The sequence below is a fragment of the Variovorax sp. PBL-E5 genome, from assembly GCF_901827185.1.
Classification (GTDB): domain Bacteria; phylum Pseudomonadota; class Gammaproteobacteria; order Burkholderiales; family Burkholderiaceae_C; genus Variovorax.
The window spans coordinates 5200567-5222062 of the sequence record NZ_LR594671.1; the positions used below are offsets into that span (position 1 = coordinate 5200567).

Consider the following 21496-nt stretch of genomic DNA (forward strand, 5'->3'; position numbering starts at 1 on the left):
CCGTCCCTACATCCGGAAATGCTCGCCCAGGTACACGCGCCGCACCTCGGCGTTGTCGACGATCTCCGAAGGCGTGCCTTGTGCCAGCACATGCCCGTCGCTGATGATGAACGCGTGATCGCAGATGCCCAGCGTCTCGCGCACGTTGTGATCGGTGATGAGCACGCCGATGCCGCGTTCCTTCAGGAAGCTGATGATGCGCTGGATCTCGATCACCGCGATGGGGTCGATCCCGGCGAAGGGCTCGTCCAGCAGGATGAAGCGCGGCTGCGTGGCGAGGGCGCGCGCGATCTCGACCCGGCGGCGCTCGCCGCCCGACAGCGACAGCGCCGGCGAATCGCGCAGATGGTCCACCCGCAGGTCGGACAGCAGCTCGGCCAGTCGCTCTTCGATGCGCAGCTTGCTCAACGGCAGCGGCCGGCCCTTGTCGTCGGGCTCGCGCTGCAGCTCGAGCACGGCGCGCACGTTTTCCTCGACCGTGAGCTTGCGGAAGATCGAGGCTTCCTGCGGCAGGTAGCTCAGGCCCATGCGGGCGCGGCGATGGATCGGCATGTGCGCGATCGGCTCGCCGTCGATGGTGATGACGCCGGCATCGGCACGCACCAGTCCGACGATCATGTAGAAGGAGGTGGTCTTGCCCGCGCCGTTGGGTCCGAGCAGTCCGACCACCTCGCCCTTCTGCACGCCCAGCGAGACGTCCTTGACGACCTTGCGGCTGCCATAGCTCTTTTGCAGACCGCGTGCCTCGAGCCGGCTGCTCGCCGCGCCCGTCGCTTCGCTCATGCCGGCGGTTTCGATCACTTGCGTGGCTCTCCATCCAGCGTGGTGCTGGAACGCAGCCCCGTGCCCGGCGCGGCCACCGGCGCCGGTGCGGCCGGCTTGGCCGCAGGCGCGGAGGCGCCCGCGGAAGCCGGCGCCACCGGCGGCTGGGCCTTGGGCGTCAGGATGGCCTTGACCCGGCCGGATGCCGGCGCCGACACACCGGCATCCGGCGGCAACGTCGAACCATTGACGGTGAAGGTGTCGTTGCTCTGGTCGTAGACGATCAGCGGACCGCTGCTCTCGTCGTTGACCTTGGCGCCGATCAGGCGGCGCATCACCGCACGGCGGATGAACTTCACGTTGTCGGCGCGGCTGTCGTATTCGATGACTTCCGATTCGCCCTCGATCCACTCGTCGACGCCGGCATCGCGCTTTTGCTTGTAGTAAGCCAGCTTGCCGGGCGCGGCCGTGACCACGCCGTATTGGTAGCCCTCGGGATCCTGCCGCACGTCGATGCGCGCGCCGCGGATGATGATCGTGCCCTTGGTGACCACCACGTTGCCGGTGAAGACGCTGGTCTGCTTGAGGTCGTCGTAACGCATCGCGTCCGACTCGATGTTCATCGGCTTGCCGCGATCGGCCTTTTCGGCCAGCGCGGCCGAGCCGAAACCAGCCAACGCCAGTGCGAGGAAGACGGTCCGGGAAAGAAGACGAAAGGAGTAGGAAGGAGATCGCGAGGTCATAAAGGCACGAAACTTGCTCGACGATTGTATGCGGCCGATGAGCGGTCCCGCGCGGTGATGAAAAAGCCCGCCGAGGCGGGCTTCTCGAGAGGGGCGGGGAGGGCTTCAGCCCTTTCGGGCTTCGCCGATCAGGGCTTCCGTGACCTGCAGCATCTTTTCCAGCGAGCCGGCAGTGTCGCCGTCGATGTACCAGCGTCCGGCCACGCCCAGGGCCGGCACGCCGGCAACCTGGTAGTCGCCCGTGAGCTGCGTCGCACGCTTGGCCTTGCCGACGATCGAGAAGGACTTGAACAGATCGGCGAACTTCTTGGCATCGAGGCCCGGCTGCTTTTCGGACCAGGCCAGGATCGCGGCGTCGCCGAACAGGTTCTGGCGCTCCTGGTGGATGGCCTGGAACAGCTTGAGCTGGTAGTCGTCCACCTTGCCCATCGCCTCCAGCGTGTAGTAGAGGCGCTGCTTGGTTTCGGTGTCGTTGCCGACGAAGGGCACCGGGATGCGCCTGAAGGCGGCTTGCGGCGGCAGGTGCTTGAGCCAGGCTTCGAGCTGGGGCTCGAAGGCCGCGCAATGCGGGCAGTTGTACGAGAAGAACTCGACCACCTCGACCTTGCCCGGGGGCGAGTCGACGGGCGCGGGCTTGCCGAGCACGATGTAGTCGGTGCCGGCCTTGGGCGGCCGGTTCTGCGCCAGCGCAGGTGTGGCCAGCGGCAAAAGACCGAGCGAGGCAGCGGCCAGCGAAAAGTCACGACGTTTCATTCAGAAATTCTCCTGTGCGGCTGAAAGAGCCCGCGGCCGGGTCGGGAGTTCCCGGGCCGCATGAAGTAAAGGGAAAGAGGCGATCAGCGCTGAACACGCACCAGGGCGGCCTCGAGTCCGCCGCCATCGAGCCGCTCCCTGAGCCGGTCCGCGTCGTCCTTCTTGTTGAACGGACCCACGCGCACGCGGTAGACGGTGCGGCCGGCCTGCTCGCGCTCGGTCACCCGCGCCTCCACGCCCATCAGCGACAGCTTGGCGCGCTGGGCCTCGGCATCGTCGTTGGTTCGGAAGGCGCCCGCCTGCACGAAGTACAGGAAGGGGTCGCTGGCGCCGGCCGTCGCGGTGTCGCCGCTCGAGCGGGCCTTGGCCAGATCGCCGAGCGGATCGTTCGACGGCGGCAGCGCATTGGCTTCGGCCGGCACCGGCGCCGTGCGCGAGGCCGCACGCGGCGGCGTCACGGCGGCCGAGGCGGCGCGGGCGCTCGGCGCGACCACCACCGGCACGGCAGGCGTCGGCGGATTGAGAGGCCCGGCCGAAGCGGGCTGCGGTGCCGAGGCCACCGGCGCGCGCGCGCCTGCCTTGCCGGCGAGCGGCCCGTTGGGATCCCAGTCCTTGTTCTTGCGGGCCTCGGCCTCGTCCTGCTCGGCGCCGCCGCGCTGGGTCTTGGTCATGAACGGGATCGGCACCTTGGTCACGTAGACCGCGATGCCGAGCGCCACACCGAGCCCGAGCACCAGGCCGATGATCAGCCCGATGACGATGTTGCCGCTTTGTCTTTGTTTCATGTTGGGGGAATCGAAATCACATCTTGCGCGGTGCGCCGACGCCGAGAATTGCGAGGCCATTGTGCAGCACCTGCGCAGTGGCGGCGACCAGGGCCAGGCGGGCGAGCTTCACGGCTTCGTCGTCGACCAGGATGCGCTCGGCGTCGTAGTAGCTGTGGTAGCTCGCGGCCAGCTCGCGCAGGTAGAAGGTGACGTCGTGCGGCGCGAAGTCCTTGGCCGCGGCCGCGAGCATGTCGGGGTAGCGGGCCAGTTGCAGCATCAACGCCTGCGCGGCCGGGCTCTGCAGCGGCGCGAGGTCGACGCCGGCAAGCGTCGCCGCATCGCCGCCCCACGCGGCCAGCACCGAACAGATGCGCGCATGGGCGTACTGCACGTAGTACACCGGGTTGTCGTTGTTCTGCGCCAGCGCGAGGTCGATGTCGAAGGTGTATTCGGTGTCGGGCTTGCGGCTGAGCAGGAAGAAGCGCACGGCGTCGGTGCTGGTCCACTCGATCAGGTCGCGCAGCGTGACGTAGCTGCCGGCGCGCTTGCTGATCTTGACCTCCTCGCCGCCGCGCATCACGCGCACCATGGTGTGCAGCACGTACTCGGGATAACCCGCGGGAATGCCGACACCGGCGGCCTGCAGGCCAGCGCGCACGCGCGCGATGGTGCCGTGGTGGTCGGTGCCCTGGATGTTCACCACCTCGTGGAAGCCGCGCTCCCACTTGGCGATGTGGTAGGCGACGTCGGGCACGAAGTAGGTGTAGCTGCCGTCGCCCTTGCGCATGACGCGGTCCTTGTCGTCGCCGTAGTCGGTCGACTTGAGCCACAGCGCGCCGTCCTGCTCGTAGGTCTTGCCGGCATCGATCAGCCGGCGCACTGTCGCCTCGACGCGGCCGCTGGTGTAGAGGCTGGATTCGAGGTAGTAGTTGTCGAAGCGCACCTGGAAGGCCTTGAGGTCCAGATCCTGCTCGTGGCGCAGGTAGGCGACGGCGAACTGGCGGATCGAATCGACGTCGTCGACATCGCCGCTGGCGGTGTATTCGCGGTCGTCCGAGCGCACGGTCTTCTTCGCCTTGAAGTCCAGGGCGATGTCGGCGATGTACTCGCCGTTGTAGGCCTGCTCGGGCCACTCGGCGTCGCCCGGCTTGAAGCCCTTGGCGCGCAGCTGGGTGCTGGTGGCCAGCGTCTGGATCTGCACGCCGGCATCGTTGTAATAGAACTCGCGGTACACCTCGGCGCCCTGCGTCGCCAGCAGGTTGCAGATCGCGTCGCCAAGCGCGGCCTGGCGGCCGTGGCCCACGTGGAGCGGGCCGGTCGGATTGGCCGACACGAACTCGACCAGCACACGGTCGCTGCGAGCCGGCTGTCGGCCGAAAGCCTCGCCGGCGGCCAGCACCTCGCGCACGATCTGCTGCTTGGCCGCCGTCTTGAGACGGATGTTGAGGAAACCCGGGCCGGCGATCTCGACCGCCTCGACCCACTGCCCGAAGGCCGGCGTGGCGCGCAGCGCGGCGCTGATCTCTTCGGCCAGTTCGCGCGGCTTGCGCTGCAGCGGCTTGGCCAGCTGCATCGCCGCGGTGCTCGCGAAATCGCCATGCGCCGCCACCTTGGGCGACTCGAACGCGGCTTTGCTGCCGGCGCCGGGCGAGAAGGAATCGAGCGTGTTCGCGAGCGCCGCGAGCAGCTCCTGTTTGACCAATAGCATCGACGGATTTTACCGGCGACCCACCGGACCCCGGCCGCGACGGTCATCCGCGGGACGCCGACGGCCGTTAGCATGAGCAGTCCCGGGACCGGGGCTGCCTTTCCAATCCAACTTCTGTAGGACGTACACGATGAAAAAGCTCCTTTCCGCGATCGCCATGGGCGCCTGTCTTTCCTTCGGTGCGGCCCACGCGGCCGACAAGGCCCCCACCGCACAGCAAAGCAAGATGGGCACCTGCAACAAGGACGCGGGTGACAAGAAAGGCGACGAGCGCAAGGCCTTCATGAAGGACTGCCTGAGCGCCAAGCCCGCCGCCGCCGCGCCGGCCAAGATGACGCAGCAGGAAAAGATGAAGAGCTGCAACGCCGACACGAAGGCCAAGACGCTCAAGGGCGACGACCGCAAGGCCTTCATGAAGACCTGCCTGAGCGCCGGCCCCGCGGCCTGATCCGCCCGGCACGCCCCCTGAAGCCCCGCACGGTTCGATCCGCGGGGCTTTTTTCTGTCCGCCGATCGCGTTACTTCAGCACGCCGAACAGGTTGTTGAAGTCATCGGTCCAGGCGCGCAGGCCCGCGATCGGTGCGATCGCGGAGGTCGCCCGGCCGATCGCGCCGCGGGCCAGCACCTGCGGATCGCGCGCGACCAGCACCCAGTCGGTGTTGCGCAGCGCGACGCCCGAGGGCTCGTCGTGCACCAGCGCCGCATGCAGGCCCTTGGCCAGCGCGATGCGCTCGACCACCGGCGCAAGCGCGAGGAAGCGGTTGGTGACGTGGAAGGCGACGATGCCTTCGGGGCGCAGGTGCCGCAGGTACACATCCATCGCCTCGGACGTGATCAGGTGGATCGGCACCGAATCGCCCGAGAACGCGTCGACCGCCAGCACGTCGAAGGCCTGCGCGGGCTCGCGCTCCAGCGCCAGCCGCGCATCGCCGAGCACGCGCTCGATGCGCGCCCGGCTGTCGGCCAGAAAGCTGAACTCGCTGTCGGCCAGTTCGAACACCTGCGGGTTGATCTCGTAGACGCGGTAGACATCGCCGGCGCGGCCGTAGGTCGCGAGCGTACCGGCGCCGAGGCCGATGAGCCCGACGCGGCGCGGTGCAGCCGGCGCCGCGGCGATGGCCAGCCCGATGCCCGACCCCGGGCCGTAGTAGGTGGTGGGATCGCGGCGCCGGTCGGGCGCGAGGAACTGTTCGCCGTGCTTGACCGAGCCGTGGTACATCTGGCGCACGTTGTCCCCGGGCGCTTCGCGCTGCGTGTCGAGGGTGACGAGGGTGCCGTAGAAGTTGCGCTCCATGCGGCGCGCGCCGGTGGCGTCGTCCTGCACCTGCAGCGCCAGGAACCACGCGCAGCAGCCGGCCAGCGCGAGCGAGGCTGCCATCGCGACACGCCGGCGGCGCCAGAGCACGGCAGCGGCGAGGGCGCACAGCACGAGGCCGATGCCGAGTTCATAGTAGGCCGGCAGCAGATGCGGCGCGACGAGCCCCACGCTCACGCCGCCGATCGCGCCGCCGAGCGAGAGCATCAGGTAGAAGCGCGTGAGATAGGCGCTGGCCGGCCGCATCCCGGCCATCTCGCCGTGCAGGAACATGCACAGCGCGAACAGGCCGACCCCATAGATCGGCAGCGCCGTGCGCAGGTCGGCGCCGAGGTCGTCCTGCAGCCCGAACGCGCACAACACGAGCATCACCGCGGCCAGCGGCAGGAACACCGCACGGCGATACCAGCGATCGCTTTCGAAGGTGAGCACGAAGCTCAGCAGATACACCGAAAGCGGCAGCACCCACAGGAAGGGAATGGCCGCGACGTTCTGCGTGATGTGGTTGGTGATGGCCAGCAGCAGCCACGAACCCAGCGCGGGCAGTGCCAGCCACATCAGGTAGTCGGCGACACGCGGCTTGGACGCTGCCCCATCGGCCAGCGGCGCATCGGAGACGGCCGCTGGCGTGCCGACGGCCCAATGCCGCGACACATGCAAGGTGGTGCCCGCGCAGAGCAGCACGAACACGCCGTAGGCCATCGACCAGCCCCAGGCCTGCTGCAGCAGCGTGCTGCGCGGCTCGATCAGCACCGGATAGCAGAGCAGCGACACCAGCGAGGCCAGGTTCGAGAGCGAGAAGTAGCGGTACACCTGCGCGCCCCAGGGCGTGCGCGCGACCCACGACTGCACCAGCGGACCGGTGGTCGAGAGCAGGAAGTACGGCAGTCCGATGGTGCCCAGCAGCAGGCCGAGAATCCACAGCGTCGGATCGGCGGCGCCGTCCGGCTTCCAGCGCGCGCTGGTCACGATCGGCAGGAATGCGAGGCTGGCGAGCAACAGGCCGACGTGCAACCGGGCCTGCATGCGCACGCCGAGGCGGCGCGTGATCCAGTCCGAATACGCATAGCCCGCCAGCAGCACGACCTGGAAGAACACCATGCAGATCGACCACACCGCGGCCGAGCCGCCGAACCACGGCAGGATCTGCTTGGCGATCAGCGGCTGGACCAGGAACAGCAGGAACGCACTGGTGAAGATGGTGCCGGCGAACAGTGCCTTGACGAAGGCCGGCCGCATCGGGCGCTAGCTCCGTGCGCCGAAGCCGCGTGCGAGAAACACTGCCGCCAGCGGAATCACCGCGATGATGTGCGCCTGGACCATCACCAGCCTGCGGGTCTTGCGGATGTCGGCCTCGTCCGGCAGCGTGCCGTTGGCACGCAGCGTCTTGCGCCAGCGCAGGTAGGTGAGCGTCGGGAAGATCGAGGTCACACCGACGATGATGAAGAGCGTGAGCTTCACGTGCAGCAGCGGATTGGTCCAGTACCACGCGGTGCCTTTGATGCCCCACCAGGTGCGCGCGACGCCGGTGACCAGGACCCCGATCGCGGCGATGCCGTAGATCATGTCGACCCGGGCCAGCCGCTCGACCACGGCCGCATTCATCCACTGCACGCGGCACAGCGCGGCCTCGCTGGCGATGAAGACGACCATGGTGAGGATCGCCAGGATATGCAGGTAGGCAAGAATGGCTTCGAGTGTCATCGCGGTGGTTCCTGAAGAGTAGCCGGCGCTGCGATTGTGCCGCCCCAGAACTCCGGCCGCGCATATTGCGCCTTCAGGAAATCCAGCCACAGCCGAACCCGCAGCGGCAGGTGCTTGCGCTGCGGGAACACGGCATAGATGCCGTTCGGCGGCGCCGCGAACTCGTCGAGCAGCGGCACCAGCAGGCCGGCGTCGATCTCGGCTTCGACCTCCCAGGTGCTGCGCCACGCGATGCCATGGCCAGCCAGGCACCAGTCGTGCAGCACCTGGCCGTCGGAACAATCGAGCGGCCCGGTCGGCCTGAGATGGATCACCTCGCGCTCGCCGCCCCCGGTGGGCACGCTGAATGCCCAGCCGCGCGTCTGCGATGCGTCGCTCGACAGGCTCAGGCAGGCGAAGCGCGCGAGCTCGCCCGGATGCCGCGGCGCGCCATGCCGGCGCACGAACTCGGGCGTCGCCACGCACAGGCGCCGGTTGTCCGCGAGCCGCATGCTCACCAGCGACGAATCGGGCAGGTCGCCCACGCGCACCGCGCAATCGAAGCTCTCGCCCGCCATGTCGACCACGCGATCGCTGAGGTTCAGCGAGATCGTGACCTCGGGATGCAGCAGATGGAAGCGCGGCACCAGCGGCGCGACGTGACGCCGGCCGAAACCCGCCGGCGCCGTCACGCGCAGATGGCCGCTGGCCTTGACGCCGCCTGCGCTCACGCTGGCCTCGGCGTTCGCGAGCTCGACCAGCATGCGCTGGCAATCCTCGAGGAAGGCGCTGCCCTCGTGCGTGAGCGTGAGCCGGCGCGTGGTGCGCAGCAGCAGCTTGACGCCGAGCCGCTCTTCCAGCGCATCGAGGCGCCGGCCCATCACCGCAGGCGCGACGCCCTCGGCCTTGGCCGCGGCCGTGAGGCTGCCGCGCGTGGCGATCGCGACGAAGGATTCGAGTTGCGTCAGCCTGTCCATCGCCGTCGATTATCCCGATCGGCCCGGGCCATGGAGCCGCGGTCCGGTCACTCGGGCTGTACGCCCGCCTCGCGCACCGCGGCGCCCCACTTGGCATGCTCGGACTTGATGTACTGCGCGGCCTTCTCCACGCTGCCGCCGACCGGCGTGCTGCCTTCGGCCAGCAGCTGCGAAATGGTCGCCGGCTTGGCCAGCGCCTTGTCGACGGCGGCATTGAGCTTCTTGACGATCTCGGGCGGCGTGCCGGCGGGCGCGACGATGGCTTTCCAGTCGACCGCTTCGAAGCCCTTGTAGGTCTCGGCCACGGTCGGCACGTCGGGCATCACGGGCAGGCGCTTGGCCGAGGTGACGGCCAGCGCGCGCAGCTTGCCGGCCTTGACCATGCCGAGCGCGCCCTGCGGCGTGGCGAACATGTAGTCGGTCTGGCCGCCGAGCAGGTCGGTCAGTGCGGGCGCGGCGCCCTTGTACGGCACGTTGAGCACCTTGAAGCCCGCATGCTTGGCCAGTACCTCGCCGGCCATGTGGCCCAGCGTGCCGGTGCCGGCCAGCGCCTGCTTGAGCTCGCCGGGCTTGGCCTTGGCGGCGGCGACCACCTCGGCCAGCGTCTTGTAGGGCGAGTCCGCGCGCACCACCAGCACCACCGGCTGCGAGGCGACGATGGAGACCGCCGTCACGTCCTTCAATGCGTCGTAGGGCATCTTGGGGAACAGGGTCGGGTTGATCGCGAGGTTGGCGGTCTGGCCCATGCCGATCGTGTAACCGTCGGGCCTGGACTTGGCCACCACGTCGATGCCGATGTTGCCGTTGCCGCCGGCGCGGTTGTCGACCACGAAGTTCCACTTCGTGTCCTCGGTGATGCGTTGCGCGATGAGCCGCGTGACGGCATCGGTCGCGCCGCCCGGCGTGTAGGGCACGACGAAGCGCACGGGCTTGTCGGGCCAGGCCGTGTCGGCCAGCGCGGATGCGGCCGGCAGCAGGGCCAGCGCAGCGGCGCAGGCGACGAGCGCACGGCGAGTGGGGAATGGCATGGTTCAGTCTCCTTGGGTGATGTGGCGGGTCTTGAGGGCAGCGATCTGCGCGTCGCTGTAGCCGACTTCGCCGAGCAGTTCGTTCGTGTGCTCGCCGAGCAGCGGCGGCTGCAGCCGGATGCCGGGACGCCGGCCGTCGAGCGTGAAGGGCGCGAGCGGCACCTTCGACAGGCTGCCGTCGTTCATGCGGACCGGCGCCAGCCCGCCGGTGGCGTTGAGGTGCGGATCGTCGAACAGCGCCTGCGGCTTGGTGATCGGCGCGAAGGGCAGTTCGTTCTGCTCGAAGGTCGTGCTCAGTGCGGCCGCGCTGTAGGGCGCCAGGTGCGAGCGCAGGATCGGCATCATCCAGTCGCGCGCCAGCACGCGGTCGTTGTTGGTCTTCAGGCGCGGATCGGCCAGCATCTCTTCGAGGCCGAAGGCCTTGCAGAAGATGGTCCATTGCTTGTCGCTGACGGCGGCCAGGAAGATCTGCTCACCGTCCTTGACGGTGAAGACGTCGTACACCGCCCAGGCCGAGATGCGGCTCGGCATCGGGTCGGCGGCCTTGCCCGTCGCCGCGAACTGCATCATGTGCTGCGCGACGAGGAACACGTTGTTCTCGAACAGCGCCGACTGCACCTCGCAGCCCTGGCCCGTGAGCTCGCGCTGCCGCAGCGCGGCCATCGCGCCGATGGCGCCGAACATGCCGCCCATGATGTCGTTGACGCTGGTGCCCGCGCGCAGCGGATCGCCGGCGCGGCCGGTCATGTAGGCCAGGCCGCCCATCATCTGCACCACCTCGTCGAGCGCGGTGCGATGGTCGTAGGGGCCGGGCAAGAAGCCCTTGTGGCTGACGTAGATCAGTCGCGGGTTGAGCTTCTTCAGGCTTTCGTAGTCGAGGCCGAGCTTCTTCATCGTGCCGGGCTTGAAGTTCTCGCTCACGATGTCGGCGGTGGCGATCAGGCGCAGCGCGGCCTCGACGCCCTCGGGCTGCTTGAGGTCGAGCGCGATGCTCTTCTTGTTGCGGTTGAAGGTCGGGAAGAAACCCGAGCCGGAACCCAGCAGCCGCCGGGTGCTGTCGCCTTCGATCGGCTCGACCTTGATGACCTCGGCGCCGAGATCGGCCAGCAGCAGGCCGCAGGTCGGGCCCATCACCATGTGGGTGAACTCGACGACGCGGACGCCCTGGTAGGGCAAGGGCATGGAGGCGGGGCTCGATTCAGACATGGGCGCCTTTCTGGATGAAGTTCTTGGGCAGGCCGGCTTCGGGCGTCATGCCGTAGACCGGCTCGCCCGGCAGACCGGCGATGAGCGGCGCGCGCGCCGCGATGAGCCTGGCGACGTCGATGCCGGTGGCGATGCCCATCGCCTCGAACATGAAGACCAGGTCTTCCGTCACGACGTTGCCCGACGCGCCCGGCGCATAGGGACAGCCGCCGAGGCCGCCGAGCGAGGCATCGAAGGTGCGCACGCCCTCTTCATAAGCCGCGAGGCAGTTGGCGAGGCCGAGCCCGCGCGTGTTGTGCATGTGGGCCGCGCCCGCCTTGTCGCCGATCTCGGCGAAGAGCCGCCTGAACAGCCGCCGCACCTGCGCGGGATTGGCGTAGCCGACGGTGTCGGACAGGCCCGATTCGTCGGCGCCGGCGGCGATGCACTGCGCCGCGAGACGGATCACCTCGTCTTCGGGCACCGCGCCCTGCAGCGTGCAGCCGAAGGCGGTGGAGATGCCGGCCTCGAGCTTCACGTGGGGCGCGAGCGCGCGGCGCAGATCGGAGATGGCACGCACTTCCTCGACCATCTCCTCGCGCGTCCTGCGCACGTTGGCCAGCGAATGAGCCGCACTCGCGGAGACCGGCACCGTGAGCTTGTGCACGCCCGCGGCCAGCGCCGCTTCGGCGCCCTTGCGGTTGGGCACCAGTGCCATCACGGTCAGGCCGGGCAAGGTGACGGCATGGCGCACCACCTCTGCGGCATCGGCCATCTGGGGCAGCAGGCGCGCGGGCACGAAGGAAGCGACCTCGATCTCGCGCACGCCGGCCGCGTGGAGCGCATCGATCCAGCGCAGCTTGTCGTGCGTGGGCATCGTGGCCTTGACGGACTGCAGGCCATCGCGCGGGCCGACTTCGCTGATGAGGACGTCGGGAGCTGTCATGGGTGTCTTGTCTCCTGCGGGGCTGTGCTTGACAGTTCTATCTTGCAGAACTATATTCTGTTTAACAGAATTAGATCCTGAATTACCCTCCACTGTCAAGTCCGGCCCATGCCCCGCAAAGCCCAAACCGAATCGGTGTCCGACCTGAATGCAGCGCCCGGCGGCGCCGCCGCGGTCGATCGCGCGCTCAGCCTCCTGTCGACGTTCCAGCCCGGCGACGAGGCGCTGACGCTGGCCCAGTTCGCCGAGCGCACGCAGCTCTACAAGAGCACCGTGCTGCGGCTGCTCGCGTCGCTGGAACACGCGCGCCTGATCCACCGGCAGGACGACGGCCGCTATGCGCTCGGCATGGAGATCGCGCGGCTGCACGCGCTGTATGCCGCCTCGCTCTCGCTCGACAACATCGTGCCGCCGGTGCTGCGCGGCCTCGTCGCCGCCACCGGCGAGAGTGCCGCCTACCACGTGCGCCAGCAGCAAGGCGCCAGCTGGGCACGCCTGTGCCTGTATCGCGTCGACTCGCCCCATGTCGTGCGCGACCACGTGCGCGCCGGCGACCTGCTGCCCGCCGACCGCGGCGCGGGCGCGCGCATCCTGATCGCCTTCGGCCCCGAGGCCGAACGGCCGCACGACGGCAAGGACGGCAAGCTCTGCGACACCATCCGACGCCAGGGCTACTGCGCACTGGTCGGCGACCGCTCCGCGGAACTGGCCGGCATCTCGGCACCCGTGTTCCGCGCCGATGGTTCGCTCGCGGGCGCGGTCACGCTCACGATGCCGGTCCATCGGTACGACAAGCGCTTCGTGCAGCCAGTGCGCGATGCAGCGGCTCGGCTCACCGGAAGGGTTTGATTACGTCGTTTTCAGTCATTAATCAATCGCCTTTCGGCTTCTTAATGATTTGACGAGTATCAAATAAAGTAGAGCCTATGCGCGCACCTTCCGCCGTCCTGTTCGATGCCTATGGCACCCTGTTCGACGTCTACAGCGTCGGCGCGCTGGCCGAGCGCTTCTTTCCGGGGCAGGGCACCGCGCTCGCGCTCCTGTGGCGCGACAAGCAGATCGAGTACACGCGACTGGTCACGACCAGCGACCACGGCGCGCACTACCAGCCGTTCTGGGATCTCACGCGCGCCGGGCTGCGCTATGCCTGCGCGCGCCTGCAGCTCGATCTGAACGCCGAGCGCGAAGCCGCGCTGATGGACCAGTACCGCCACCTGAGCGCCTTCGCCCAGGCCCGGCCCGTGCTGCAGGCGCTCCGGGAGCGCGGTGTCGTGACCGGCATCCTGTCGAACGGCGACCGCGGCATGCTCGACGCGGCGATCGCGAGCGCAGGTCTCGACGCGCTGCTCGACCACGTGATCAGCGTCGATCCGATCCGCAAGTACAAGACCCATCCCGATGCCTACCGGCTCGGCGTCGACGCCACCGGTTGCGCGGCCGGCGACATCGCCTTCGTCAGCAGCAACAGCTGGGACGCGCTGGCCGCGACCTGGTACGGCTTTCGCACGCTCTGGATCAACCGCCAGGGCCTGCCCTTCGAGATGCTGGGCACCGCGCCCGAGCGCATCGGCAGCGAGCTGAACGCGGTGCTCGACTTTTTCACTGCGGCCTGAACCCCTTTCTTTTCCCCGTCTCTTTGGGAGTCTTTCCATGACCGAACCACGCACCACCGTCCACGGCCTCCAGGTCGCGACCGAACTCCATCGCTTCATCGAACAACAGGTGCTGCCCGCCGCCGGCGTCGACAGCGCGACCTTCTGGAAGGGCTTCGACGCGATCGTGACCGAGCTGGCGCCGAAGAACCTCGCGCTGCTGGCCGAGCGCGACCGCCTGCAGGCCGAGATGGACGCATGGCACAAGGCACATCCCGGCCCGATCGCCGACATGCCGGCCTACCGCGCCTTCCTCGAATCGATCGGCTACCTGTTGCCGCAGCCGAAGGACGTGAAGACGACGACGGCCAACGTCGATGCCGAACTCGCACTGCAGGCCGGCCCGCAGCTGGTGGTGCCGATTCTCAATGCGCGCTATGCGCTCAACGCCGCCAACTCGCGCTGGGGCTCGCTGTACGACGCGCTCTATGGCACCGATGCGATTCCCGAAAGCGGCGGCGCCGAGAAGGGCAAGGGCTACAACCCGGCGCGCGGCGCGAAGGTGATCGATTTCGCACGCGGCGTGCTCGACCAGGCCGCGCCGCTCGCCAACGGCTCACACCGCCACGCGACCGGCTACACGGTCAAGGACGGCAAGCTGGTGGTCGCGCTGCAAAGCAGCAGCACCGGCCTGGCGGACCCGTCGCAGTTCGTCGGCTACCAGGGCGACGCGTCGGCGCCGAGTTCGGTGCTGATCAGGCACAACGGCATCCACCTCGACATCCGGATCGACCGCAGCACCACCATCGGTCAAAGCGATGCGGCCGGCGTCAGCGACGTGATCGTCGAAGCCGCGCTTTCCACCATCCTCGACCTCGAGGACTCGGTGGCCGTGGTCGATGCGGCCGACAAGGTGCTCGCCTATTCGAACTGGCTCGGCATCCTGCAAGGCACGCTGACCGAGGAAGTGTCCAAGGGCGGCAAGACCTTCACGCGCGGCCTCAACCCCGACCGCGAGTACACCGGTGCCGACGGCAGGCCGGTGAAGCTGCACGGCCGCTCGCTGATGTTCGTGCGCAACGTGGGCCACCTGATGACCAACCCGGCGATCCTCTACGGCGGCGGCAAGGAAATTCCCGAAGGCATCATGGATGCAGTCGTCACCACCACCATCGCCACCGTCGACCTGAAGCGCAAGGGCAACTCGCGCACCGGCAGTGTCTACATCGTCAAGCCCAAGATGCATGGCCCGGCCGAGGTCGCGTTCGCAAGCGAACTCTTCGGCCGCGTCGAGCAGCTGCTCGGCCTGCCGGCCAACACCGTCAAGCTCGGCATCATGGACGAGGAGCGCCGCACCAGCATCAACCTCAAGGCCTGCATCGCTGAAGCCGCCGCGCGCGTGGCCTTCATCAACACCGGCTTCCTGGACCGCACCGGCGACGAGATGCACACCGCCATGCAGGCCGGCCCGATGCTGCGCAAGGGCGACATGAAGAGCACGCCGTGGATCGCCGCCTACGAGAAGAGCAACGTGCTGGTCGGCCTCTCGTGCGGCCTGCGCGGCAAGGCGCAGATCGGCAAGGGCATGTGGGCCATGCCCGACCTGATGGCCGCGATGCTCGAGCAGAAGATCGCGCACCCCAGGGCCGGCGCCAACACCGCCTGGGTGCCCTCGCCCACCGCCGCCACGCTGCATGCCCTGCACTACCACCAGGTCAACGTGGCCGAAGTGCAGAAGGAGCTCGAGAAGATCGACGCCAATGCCGAGCGCGACAACATCCTGAACGACCTGCTCCAGGTGCCTGTCGCGCCCGAGGCGAAGTGGTCGGCCGAGGAGCGCCAGCAGGAACTCGACAACAACGTGCAAGGCATCCTCGGCTACGTGGTGCGCTGGATCGACCAGGGTGTCGGCTGCTCGAAGGTGCCCGACATCCACGACATCGGCCTGATGGAAGACCGCGCGACGCTGCGCATCTCGAGCCAGCACATCGCCAACTGGCTGCTGCACGGCGTGGTGACGAAGGCGCAGGTCGATGCCACCTTCCAACGCATGGCGGCCGTGGTCGACCAGCAGAATGCGGGCGACCCGCTCTACCGGAACATGGCCGGCCACTTCGACACGTCGGCCGCCTACCAGGCCGCGCAGGACCTGGTGTTCAAGGGCATCGAGCAACCCAGCGGCTATACCGAGCCGCTGTTGCACGCGTGGCGCTTGAAGGTGAAGGGCAAGGCCTGAGCTTCTCGATCAGCGCCTGCTTGACTTCATCGAGCTGGCGCGCGAAGACGCCGTAGCTGTCGGTGCCGGTGTCTTTGCCGAGCCGCTCCTCGGCGGCCCGATGGATGCGGCCGAAGATCTCTTCGATGGCCGCGCGCTCCGGGTCGTGGAACCGGGCCTCGGCGCTGGCGCCGACATAGCGGATCTGCATCTGCACGCCGCTCAGGCGGTTCTCGCTCGCGCGCCGGCGCAGGTTGTCGTTGGCCGAGACATCGACATCGGTCAGCCGATGCACGACCACGCTTTTCTCGCCCACTCTCTGAACCAGATAAGCGCCGCTTGAAATCACCGGCCCGGTGTAGCAACCGTTCTCGCGCGGCGCCGCGAGCTCGACGCCGGCACCCCAGTGCGCCTGCGCATCCTGTCGCAGCGTGTAGGGCAACTGACTGGCCTCATGCAGACGGCGTCCAACGCCGCTCTGCGCTCGCCTTTCCTGCAGACGCGACACGTCCCTTTTAGGATTCATGACCTCTCCTGTGTGACAGCAAACAAACTTCGTGGCCCGATCCGCTGAAGCGGATTCTGTTGGCTCTTCACCGGTCTCGCGGCATGCCGAGGCGGCAACTAAGATCACGCGGTCGCACCTGAACAGCAAGTCCAGTGAAGCTCGCGAGATACGCTAGTTAGCGCGCATTATGCTGATTCTCAGGCGTCGAATTAAGAAAAATCGCGCATCCAACGCGAGCCATCGGGAGAGCCGCCATGACTGATTCCACCTACCCGGTCGATTCGACTTCCGAGACCCTGGCCGCTCAATGCGTGCGGGCCTTGCTGGACCGCCACGGCGTTCCCCGGCGCAAGCATTCGACGGTCGTGACCGAGGTCCTCAAGCTCTCGTATTCGCAGGGGCATCGCCGCCTCACCACCGACGCCACGTGGACACTCGAAGAGCTGCGCACGCTCGCCGAACACCACGGCGAATCGCTGGCCGGCATGGTGTCGCTCGGGCAGCTGGGCGAGATGCAGCGCGGCACGCTGAGGATCGGCACGACGAACATCGCATGCCGATTCGCTCGCGGCGCGCCGGTCCACAAGCCGCGCCCCGGCGCCCTCGTCGCGGCATGGGTCGAATCGGATTGGCATGTGGTGCCGGCCGAGGACAATCTGACGCGGCAGGCGTACGACATCGTTCGGCTGGTGATCGAGCCCGCTTCGGCCGCGAGCCGCCGCATTGCGGTACTCGACGACCATACCGACAGCGCCGAGACGATCGCCGGCTATCTTAAGTCGGCCGGCTACGACGCCGCGCCCTTCACCGACCTCGCATCGATCACGGCCGCGTCCGAAGACGGCCACTTCGACGGCTATGTATTGGACTGGATCATCGAGACAAACGGCCGCAAGGACACGGTGCGCCAACTCGTCGCATCGATCCGATCGCGCGATGCGCATTGCCCGATCGTCGTCCTGACCGGAGAAGTCGAGACTGGCATGGCCGACGAATCCGACATCGCGACGGCCATGGCCCGATACCGGCTCAAGTTCTTCGAGAAGCCAGCGCGGCTTTCGATTATTTCCGCTGCGCTGGCAGGATCTTTTTCGGCTGCGTGAGAGCGGCGATCTGTTCGCGGCGGACAGGCTTCTCGAGCACGGTGTCGAATGCACCCAACTCGCTTTTCCACGCGCGACCTGATGCCATTGCAACCAAGCGCACATGGCCATTCAGGCTGCAGGCCCTCACTTTCGCCACCAGCTCGGCGCCCGAACTGGAGAGCATTTCAAGATCGATCAGAACCGTCCCGTAGCAATGCGCGGCGAGCAGGTTCAGCGCGACGGCCGTGGAGCCTGCCGTGTCGCAGCGCAATGCCAGCGCCGCGCATGCGTGCACCATCTCTTCCATGCGCTCCGAGCCGTCGCCGACGATCAGAAGCCGCCTTTCCCCACTGCCTTCGACCGGCGCGCGATCTTCGGCCACCACGGCGGGAATGATCAGATCAACGGTCGTTCCACCGCCCTTCGTTTCCGAGATTTGGATCGAACCGCCAAGCTGCTGGAGCAAGGCCCGCACCACCGCCAACCCGATACCACGCCCTCTGCCGGGCTGATGCGGCTCGGGCTCGAGTCCCTGCGTCACCGTGCCGGCTGCATTCGCGGGAAGGCCGGGACCCGTGTCCGCCACGCGAAGACGCAACGCCGCCTTCGATGTGTCGAAGGGCAGCAGCGTGACGGCCACGCGGCCCTGGTTCGTGTACTTGACGGCGTTGTCGATCAGGTTCTGCAGCAGCTGGCCGATGCGCGCACCGTCGGCCACGGCGAAGATGGGATCCGAAGGCGTTTCCACCGTCAGCTCCAGGCCCTTGGCCTCGGCGGCCTCCGTCGCATCCTGGACCATCTCCCGAACCAGCGCCGAGGCTTCGAAGACCTCGGGCCTCAGCTCGATGCGGCCGGTCTGTCCGCGCGCCAGCGTCAGCAGATCCCGGAGGTGCACGGCGAGTTCGTCGGCAGATCGCCGAATGCGCCGGGTCACCGACGCTTGCTCCGGCAAGGCCTGCTGACTTTCTTCGAGAACGTCGAGTGCGGAGATGATGCTTTGAAGCGGGGATCGGAGCTCGTGGCTGACCATGCTGAGGAATTGGGTCTTGGCTTGTACGGCGATGTGCTCGGCTTCGAGGGCGCGTTCGCGTGCTGTCACTTTCCGAAAGCGCGACCATGAAAAACTCACGCACAGAACGCATACCAACATCAGACCGAAGTCGATCCATATCGCGATCCAGAGAAGTTGCCGTTGCTTCAGCAAGCTCTCCAGCGCGGTGCTCGATGCCTCCATTTCCTCCATCCGGACCTCATTGGCGAGAGCCAGAATCGTCCCTTCGATATCAGAGAATTCCTGCAACAGATCATCTGCACGCGCGCGCAACCCATCGATCGAGTCAAGCATAGGATTCACGCGACGATGGAATGCGACAATCTTCTCCTTACCGGCTTCAAAGCCGGGAATGCTTTCGAAGAATGTCGTCAGCTCGGAGTCACCGGTCAGAATCAGCGCCTTGGACATCAGGACGTCGACGCGCTTCGACAGCTCGTCGTCGTCGATATCACCATGGAGAGCAAGGATCTCCGTCGCTTCGCGCATGCGCAAGTACGCCATCTCGTATTGCGCCACTGTCCAGTAGTAGCCCTCGTAGGGTCCTTTGGTGCGCACGATCACCTTGTCGAGATGCGAAATCCAACATGCGACCGCAATGAAGGAAATGACAACGACCACCAATGCGGCGATGACGACATTGCGTCCTGACGGCAGCGCGAGCCGCATGCTTCTATTCGACCACAGTGATGCGCCGTACTTGCCAGACGAACCTGGCTTGCGCGGGCGGTGTGCTGAGCTTTTCCGGATACTTGTCTCGTGGGTACATCACGAACAGCGGGCCATGATCGCGTGCAGTCATGCGCTTCCCATTCCGGCTGCGAGCGAGGATAGGAGCATAAGTCTGAAGGTCGGACATCGGAACGCGAGCACTGTAGTCGTCGAGCGCATCCACATCCAGCCACGATCCAACGGCCCCGACATGAGCCAGTACCTCCGATAGCAATGGGCCATCGAACTTTGATCGAGGAACCCACGGGGTAGTCGTGGTGATGGAAGCCTGCGGCAACGACATGAACTCTTCTTCGCTGAACCGGTAGGTCCTCGCTTCTTCGTCCGTGAACTTTCGGATGCTGCCGCGGATGGTCAGGAAAGCGTGGGAGTCTTCGGCAGAGTGCGCGAGCCGGGCCAGCATACCGAACGAAAGGAGCGCCAACAAAGGCCTTCTATAGATCATGCGATTCCCTTGCGACAGCACTAACAAGTCGTGATTAGTCCTATGTCGCAATCATCAGGGCTAACAAGAAAGCGCGATACCAAATAAACACGCACGATCAACAAGAATTCGGCCGTCTCTCCAACATTGTTGATCTCACGGACTTCTTTTCTTATGCAGCGCAATAGGCAAATTTTATGTAGTGATTCGTTGCAAGGAATGTGTCGGCCGCTCAAGACATTCTTGTGCTTGTGATCAATCTCCGATGTCTCTATATTTGCACCGCCCTGCGTTTCTGCGGTGGGGTAAAAAAACAGATGTCCAGGGAGATTGGCACACATGAAGAATCCATCACGGTTCGCGTTTGCGCGAACGCTCGTTGCGTGCGTTCAATCCGTCTTTGGTGCGGGCACACGGCCCCAGCGCTATCTATCCAGGCGATTGCGAAACTCCGCACGCCGCGCCATCATGCCCAGGGCACAGGCGGGCGACGCTGGGCCTTTCCCATGGGTTCATCTTTGGCGCATCGGCGCCATCGTCCTCGTCGCATGCGTCTCGGTGGGCGCGCTGAGTGCCGCCTCACCGGTTGCGACGGCCAATGCCGGCGCGATCCAGAGCCTGCAGAGCTTCTTCACCCAACCCTGGAGCCCATAGACATCGGACGCCGACAAACTAGGCACTGCCTACGTCTACGATGAGGATGACAACCTCATCTCCGAAACAGGTACCGGCGGTCCCAACAGTACGGGCACCACGGACTACATCTATCTGCCCACGGCCAACGGACCGATGCCGATTGCGGCAGTGATCAACGGGCAGATATATGCAATTCACAGCGATCACCTGAACACGCCTCAGCGCATCGACAACGCGCGTGGGCAGACGGTATGGCAGTGGGCATATAGCCCCTTTGGTGACACCAAGCCGACGACGGCGCACAATCGCTTTGCCAACCTCGATATCACGCCGAATCCGGCGACGACGGGCATCTCGGAGGTCGTCTTCAATCTTCGACATCCTGGGCAGTACTACGACAAGGAAAGCAGGCTCTTCGATAACTACTTCCGCGGCCTCGACCCGAAGACCGGGCGGTACACGCAGGCTGATCCGAAAGGACTTGATGCTGGACCGAACCGATATCCTTATGCCAACTTGAATCCGTTGAGCTATATCGATCCTTACAGGTTGTGGTCACTCACCTTTGGGGCCTATGCCGGACCAGGTGGCCAGGTCACCTTCGGAAACGCCGGCGGAAACGGCTTCGTGACCGGCCGCGTTGGCCTTGGTTTGGGTGGTGGGTTTAGCTACAACCCTGCCGGCGGGCTACCCGGCGAGGCACCGAACGATCCGTCCAAGGGAGGAATTGTTGCAGCGTGCAGCGCAAAGGCAAGCCTCAATGCCGGTCCTTTGCAAACCAACGTGGAATTGGGTGGAGCGCGCAACTACAACAACGATACATCGACATGGCTCTCTCCCTTCTCGGCGAATGGCCGCTTCAGTAACGGTTGGTTGGGGGGCGGCTCGATTTGGAATCTGAGCGCGAATGCAAATATTGGTGCGCAACTCACAGTCTATGGCGGCCGTTGATCATACGAATAAAGAGCAAGCTGTGTCTTCAAAAAAGCGCTATCAGCTCGAGTGGTATACCGGTGCAATGTTCTTCGTCACCTTTATTGGTGCACATCTCATCTTTGGCGCAAAGACAGCTGTAAAGGTTGCTGGGGTTGCCTGCGTGGCGACGGGGATTTTGTGGATGTTCCGTCGGACAGTGCCTGTTGGCGTTGAAGGACGTGCTCCATCGTTCTACCTCGGTGGCTGGGCCGCAGTTGTTGTCGGCGTTGCCATCGCGATTGTCGGCGTCTGCTTGCTTGCCTACTCCGGACTTGCTGCGTGTCTGCTTGGCTGGGCGCCTGCTGGCGAGTGCTGATAGCAAAACATCCCAAAACTAAGGGCTGCGAGCGCGACTCTTGCGCCAACGGCATGAACTCTTCCAGGCCGAACATCTACGTCTTCACCCTCTC

Annotated in this window: 21 protein-coding genes; 7 read left to right on the plus strand and 14 right to left on the minus strand. The window is 66.2% G+C overall.

Features of this window, described 5'->3' with window-relative positions:
- Window positions 1-6: 6 nt before the first annotated feature.
- The 5 genes from lptB to argS form a co-directional block, all read right to left on the minus strand.
- Complete coding sequence (gene lptB, locus WDLP6_RS25340) at window positions 7-801, minus strand: LPS export ABC transporter ATP-binding protein (protein WP_162569896.1); 795 nt, start codon at window positions 799-801, stop codon at window positions 7-9.
- The gene (gene lptA / locus WDLP6_RS25345) at window positions 798-1505 is read right to left on the minus strand and encodes a lipopolysaccharide transport periplasmic protein LptA (RefSeq protein ID WP_162594583.1); all 708 of its coding nucleotides are present in this window, start codon (window positions 1503-1505) and stop codon (window positions 798-800) included. The genes lptB and lptA overlap by 4 nt, the downstream gene beginning before the upstream one ends.
- A 105-nt stretch (window positions 1506-1610) precedes the next feature.
- On the minus strand, window positions 1611-2258 hold the full coding sequence (locus WDLP6_RS25350) for a thiol:disulfide interchange protein DsbA/DsbL (protein WP_162594584.1): 648 nt from the start codon (window positions 2256-2258) through the stop codon (window positions 1611-1613).
- Window positions 2259-2341: 83 nt separating this feature from the next.
- Window positions 2342-3043 carry an SPOR domain-containing protein gene (locus tag WDLP6_RS25355; RefSeq protein ID WP_162594585.1) on the minus strand — a complete coding sequence of 234 codons (702 nt, stop codon included), beginning with the start codon at window positions 3041-3043 and terminating at the stop codon, window positions 2342-2344.
- A 16-nt stretch (window positions 3044-3059) separates the two neighbouring features.
- Window positions 3060-4733: an arginine--tRNA ligase gene (gene argS, locus WDLP6_RS25360; protein ID WP_162594586.1), complete on the minus strand. Its 1674-nt coding sequence runs from the start codon at window positions 4731-4733 to the stop codon at window positions 3060-3062.
- Window positions 4734-4863: 130 nt separating this feature from the next.
- On the opposite strand from argS, the gene WDLP6_RS25365 reads away from it, so the two are divergent.
- A complete protein-coding gene (locus tag WDLP6_RS25365) occupies window positions 4864-5181 on the plus strand; it encodes a PsiF family protein (RefSeq protein ID WP_162569901.1) in 318 nt (105 codons plus the stop codon).
- Window positions 5182-5251: 70 nt separating this feature from the next.
- On the opposite strand, the gene WDLP6_RS25370 is transcribed toward WDLP6_RS25365, so the two are convergent.
- Genes WDLP6_RS25370 through WDLP6_RS25395 form a run of 6 tightly spaced genes read right to left on the minus strand, consistent with a single transcriptional unit; the run spans window position 5252 to window position 11868 of the window.
- Window positions 5252-7288, minus strand: a complete 2037-nt coding sequence (locus WDLP6_RS25370; RefSeq protein ID WP_162594587.1) for a fused MFS/spermidine synthase — start codon at window positions 7286-7288, stop codon at window positions 5252-5254.
- 6 nt (window positions 7289-7294) lie between these two features.
- Complete coding sequence (locus tag WDLP6_RS25375; protein WP_162569903.1) at window positions 7295-7753, minus strand: DUF2214 family protein; 459 nt, start codon at window positions 7751-7753, stop codon at window positions 7295-7297.
- Window positions 7750-8709, minus strand: a complete 960-nt coding sequence (locus WDLP6_RS25380) for a LysR family transcriptional regulator (RefSeq protein ID WP_162594588.1) — start codon at window positions 8707-8709, stop codon at window positions 7750-7752. The genes WDLP6_RS25375 and WDLP6_RS25380 overlap by 4 nt, the downstream gene beginning before the upstream one ends.
- Before the next feature lie 47 nt (window positions 8710-8756).
- On the minus strand, window positions 8757-9737 hold the full coding sequence (locus WDLP6_RS25385; protein ID WP_162594589.1) for a Bug family tripartite tricarboxylate transporter substrate binding protein: 981 nt from the start codon (window positions 9735-9737) through the stop codon (window positions 8757-8759).
- A 3-nt stretch (window positions 9738-9740) separates the two neighbouring features.
- Window positions 9741-10943: a CaiB/BaiF CoA transferase family protein gene (locus tag WDLP6_RS25390; RefSeq protein ID WP_162594590.1), complete on the minus strand. Its 1203-nt coding sequence runs from the start codon at window positions 10941-10943 to the stop codon at window positions 9741-9743.
- Window positions 10936-11868, minus strand: a complete 933-nt coding sequence (locus tag WDLP6_RS25395; RefSeq protein WP_162594591.1) for a hydroxymethylglutaryl-CoA lyase — start codon at window positions 11866-11868, stop codon at window positions 10936-10938. Before WDLP6_RS25395 ends, WDLP6_RS25390 begins: the two co-directional genes overlap by 8 nt.
- Window positions 11869-11976: 108 nt before the next feature.
- Between WDLP6_RS25395 and WDLP6_RS25400 the strand changes: the two genes are divergently transcribed.
- From WDLP6_RS25400 to WDLP6_RS25410, 3 genes are all read left to right on the plus strand, one after another.
- Window positions 11977-12717: an IclR family transcriptional regulator gene (locus tag WDLP6_RS25400; protein WP_162594592.1), complete on the plus strand. Its 741-nt coding sequence runs from the start codon at window positions 11977-11979 to the stop codon at window positions 12715-12717.
- 77 nt (window positions 12718-12794) lie between these two features.
- Window positions 12795-13481 (plus strand): haloacid dehalogenase type II, encoded by a 687-nt coding sequence (locus WDLP6_RS25405; protein ID WP_162594593.1) that lies wholly within the window; start codon window positions 12795-12797, stop codon window positions 13479-13481.
- Window positions 13482-13518: 37 nt separating this feature from the next.
- Complete coding sequence (locus tag WDLP6_RS25410) at window positions 13519-15696, plus strand: malate synthase G (RefSeq protein WP_162594594.1); 2178 nt, start codon at window positions 13519-13521, stop codon at window positions 15694-15696.
- Here the strand turns inward: WDLP6_RS25410 and WDLP6_RS25415 are convergent.
- Window positions 15617-16201 carry a hypothetical protein gene (locus tag WDLP6_RS25415; RefSeq protein WP_162594595.1) on the minus strand — a complete coding sequence of 195 codons (585 nt, stop codon included), beginning with the start codon at window positions 16199-16201 and terminating at the stop codon, window positions 15617-15619. The two genes, WDLP6_RS25410 and WDLP6_RS25415, sit on opposite strands and share 80 nt — an antisense overlap.
- A 236-nt stretch (window positions 16202-16437) precedes the next feature.
- Between WDLP6_RS25415 and WDLP6_RS25420 the strand changes: the two genes are divergently transcribed.
- A complete protein-coding gene (locus WDLP6_RS25420; RefSeq protein ID WP_162594596.1) occupies window positions 16438-17286 on the plus strand; it encodes a helix-turn-helix domain-containing protein in 849 nt (282 codons plus the stop codon).
- Here the strand turns inward: WDLP6_RS25420 and WDLP6_RS25425 are convergent.
- Both WDLP6_RS25425 and WDLP6_RS25430 read right to left on the minus strand, forming a co-directional pair.
- Window positions 17246-18988 carry a hybrid sensor histidine kinase/response regulator gene (locus WDLP6_RS25425; protein WP_162594597.1) on the minus strand — a complete coding sequence of 581 codons (1743 nt, stop codon included), beginning with the start codon at window positions 18986-18988 and terminating at the stop codon, window positions 17246-17248. The genes WDLP6_RS25420 and WDLP6_RS25425 overlap by 41 nt on opposite strands.
- Before the next feature lie 4 nt (window positions 18989-18992).
- Window positions 18993-19475 (minus strand): oxidoreductase, encoded by a 483-nt coding sequence (locus WDLP6_RS25430; RefSeq protein ID WP_162594598.1) that lies wholly within the window; start codon window positions 19473-19475, stop codon window positions 18993-18995.
- A gap of 789 nt (window positions 19476-20264) precedes the next feature.
- On the opposite strand from WDLP6_RS25430, the gene WDLP6_RS25435 reads away from it, so the two are divergent.
- Both WDLP6_RS25435 and WDLP6_RS25440 read left to right on the plus strand, forming a co-directional pair.
- Entirely contained in the window at window positions 20265-21062 is a 798-nt protein-coding gene (locus WDLP6_RS25435) for an RHS repeat-associated core domain-containing protein (RefSeq protein ID WP_162594599.1), read from the plus strand.
- Window positions 21019-21402: a hypothetical protein gene (locus tag WDLP6_RS25440; RefSeq protein ID WP_232077312.1), complete on the plus strand. Its 384-nt coding sequence runs from the start codon at window positions 21019-21021 to the stop codon at window positions 21400-21402. The genes WDLP6_RS25435 and WDLP6_RS25440 overlap by 44 nt, the downstream gene beginning before the upstream one ends.
- Window positions 21403-21496: the final 94 nt, after the last annotated feature.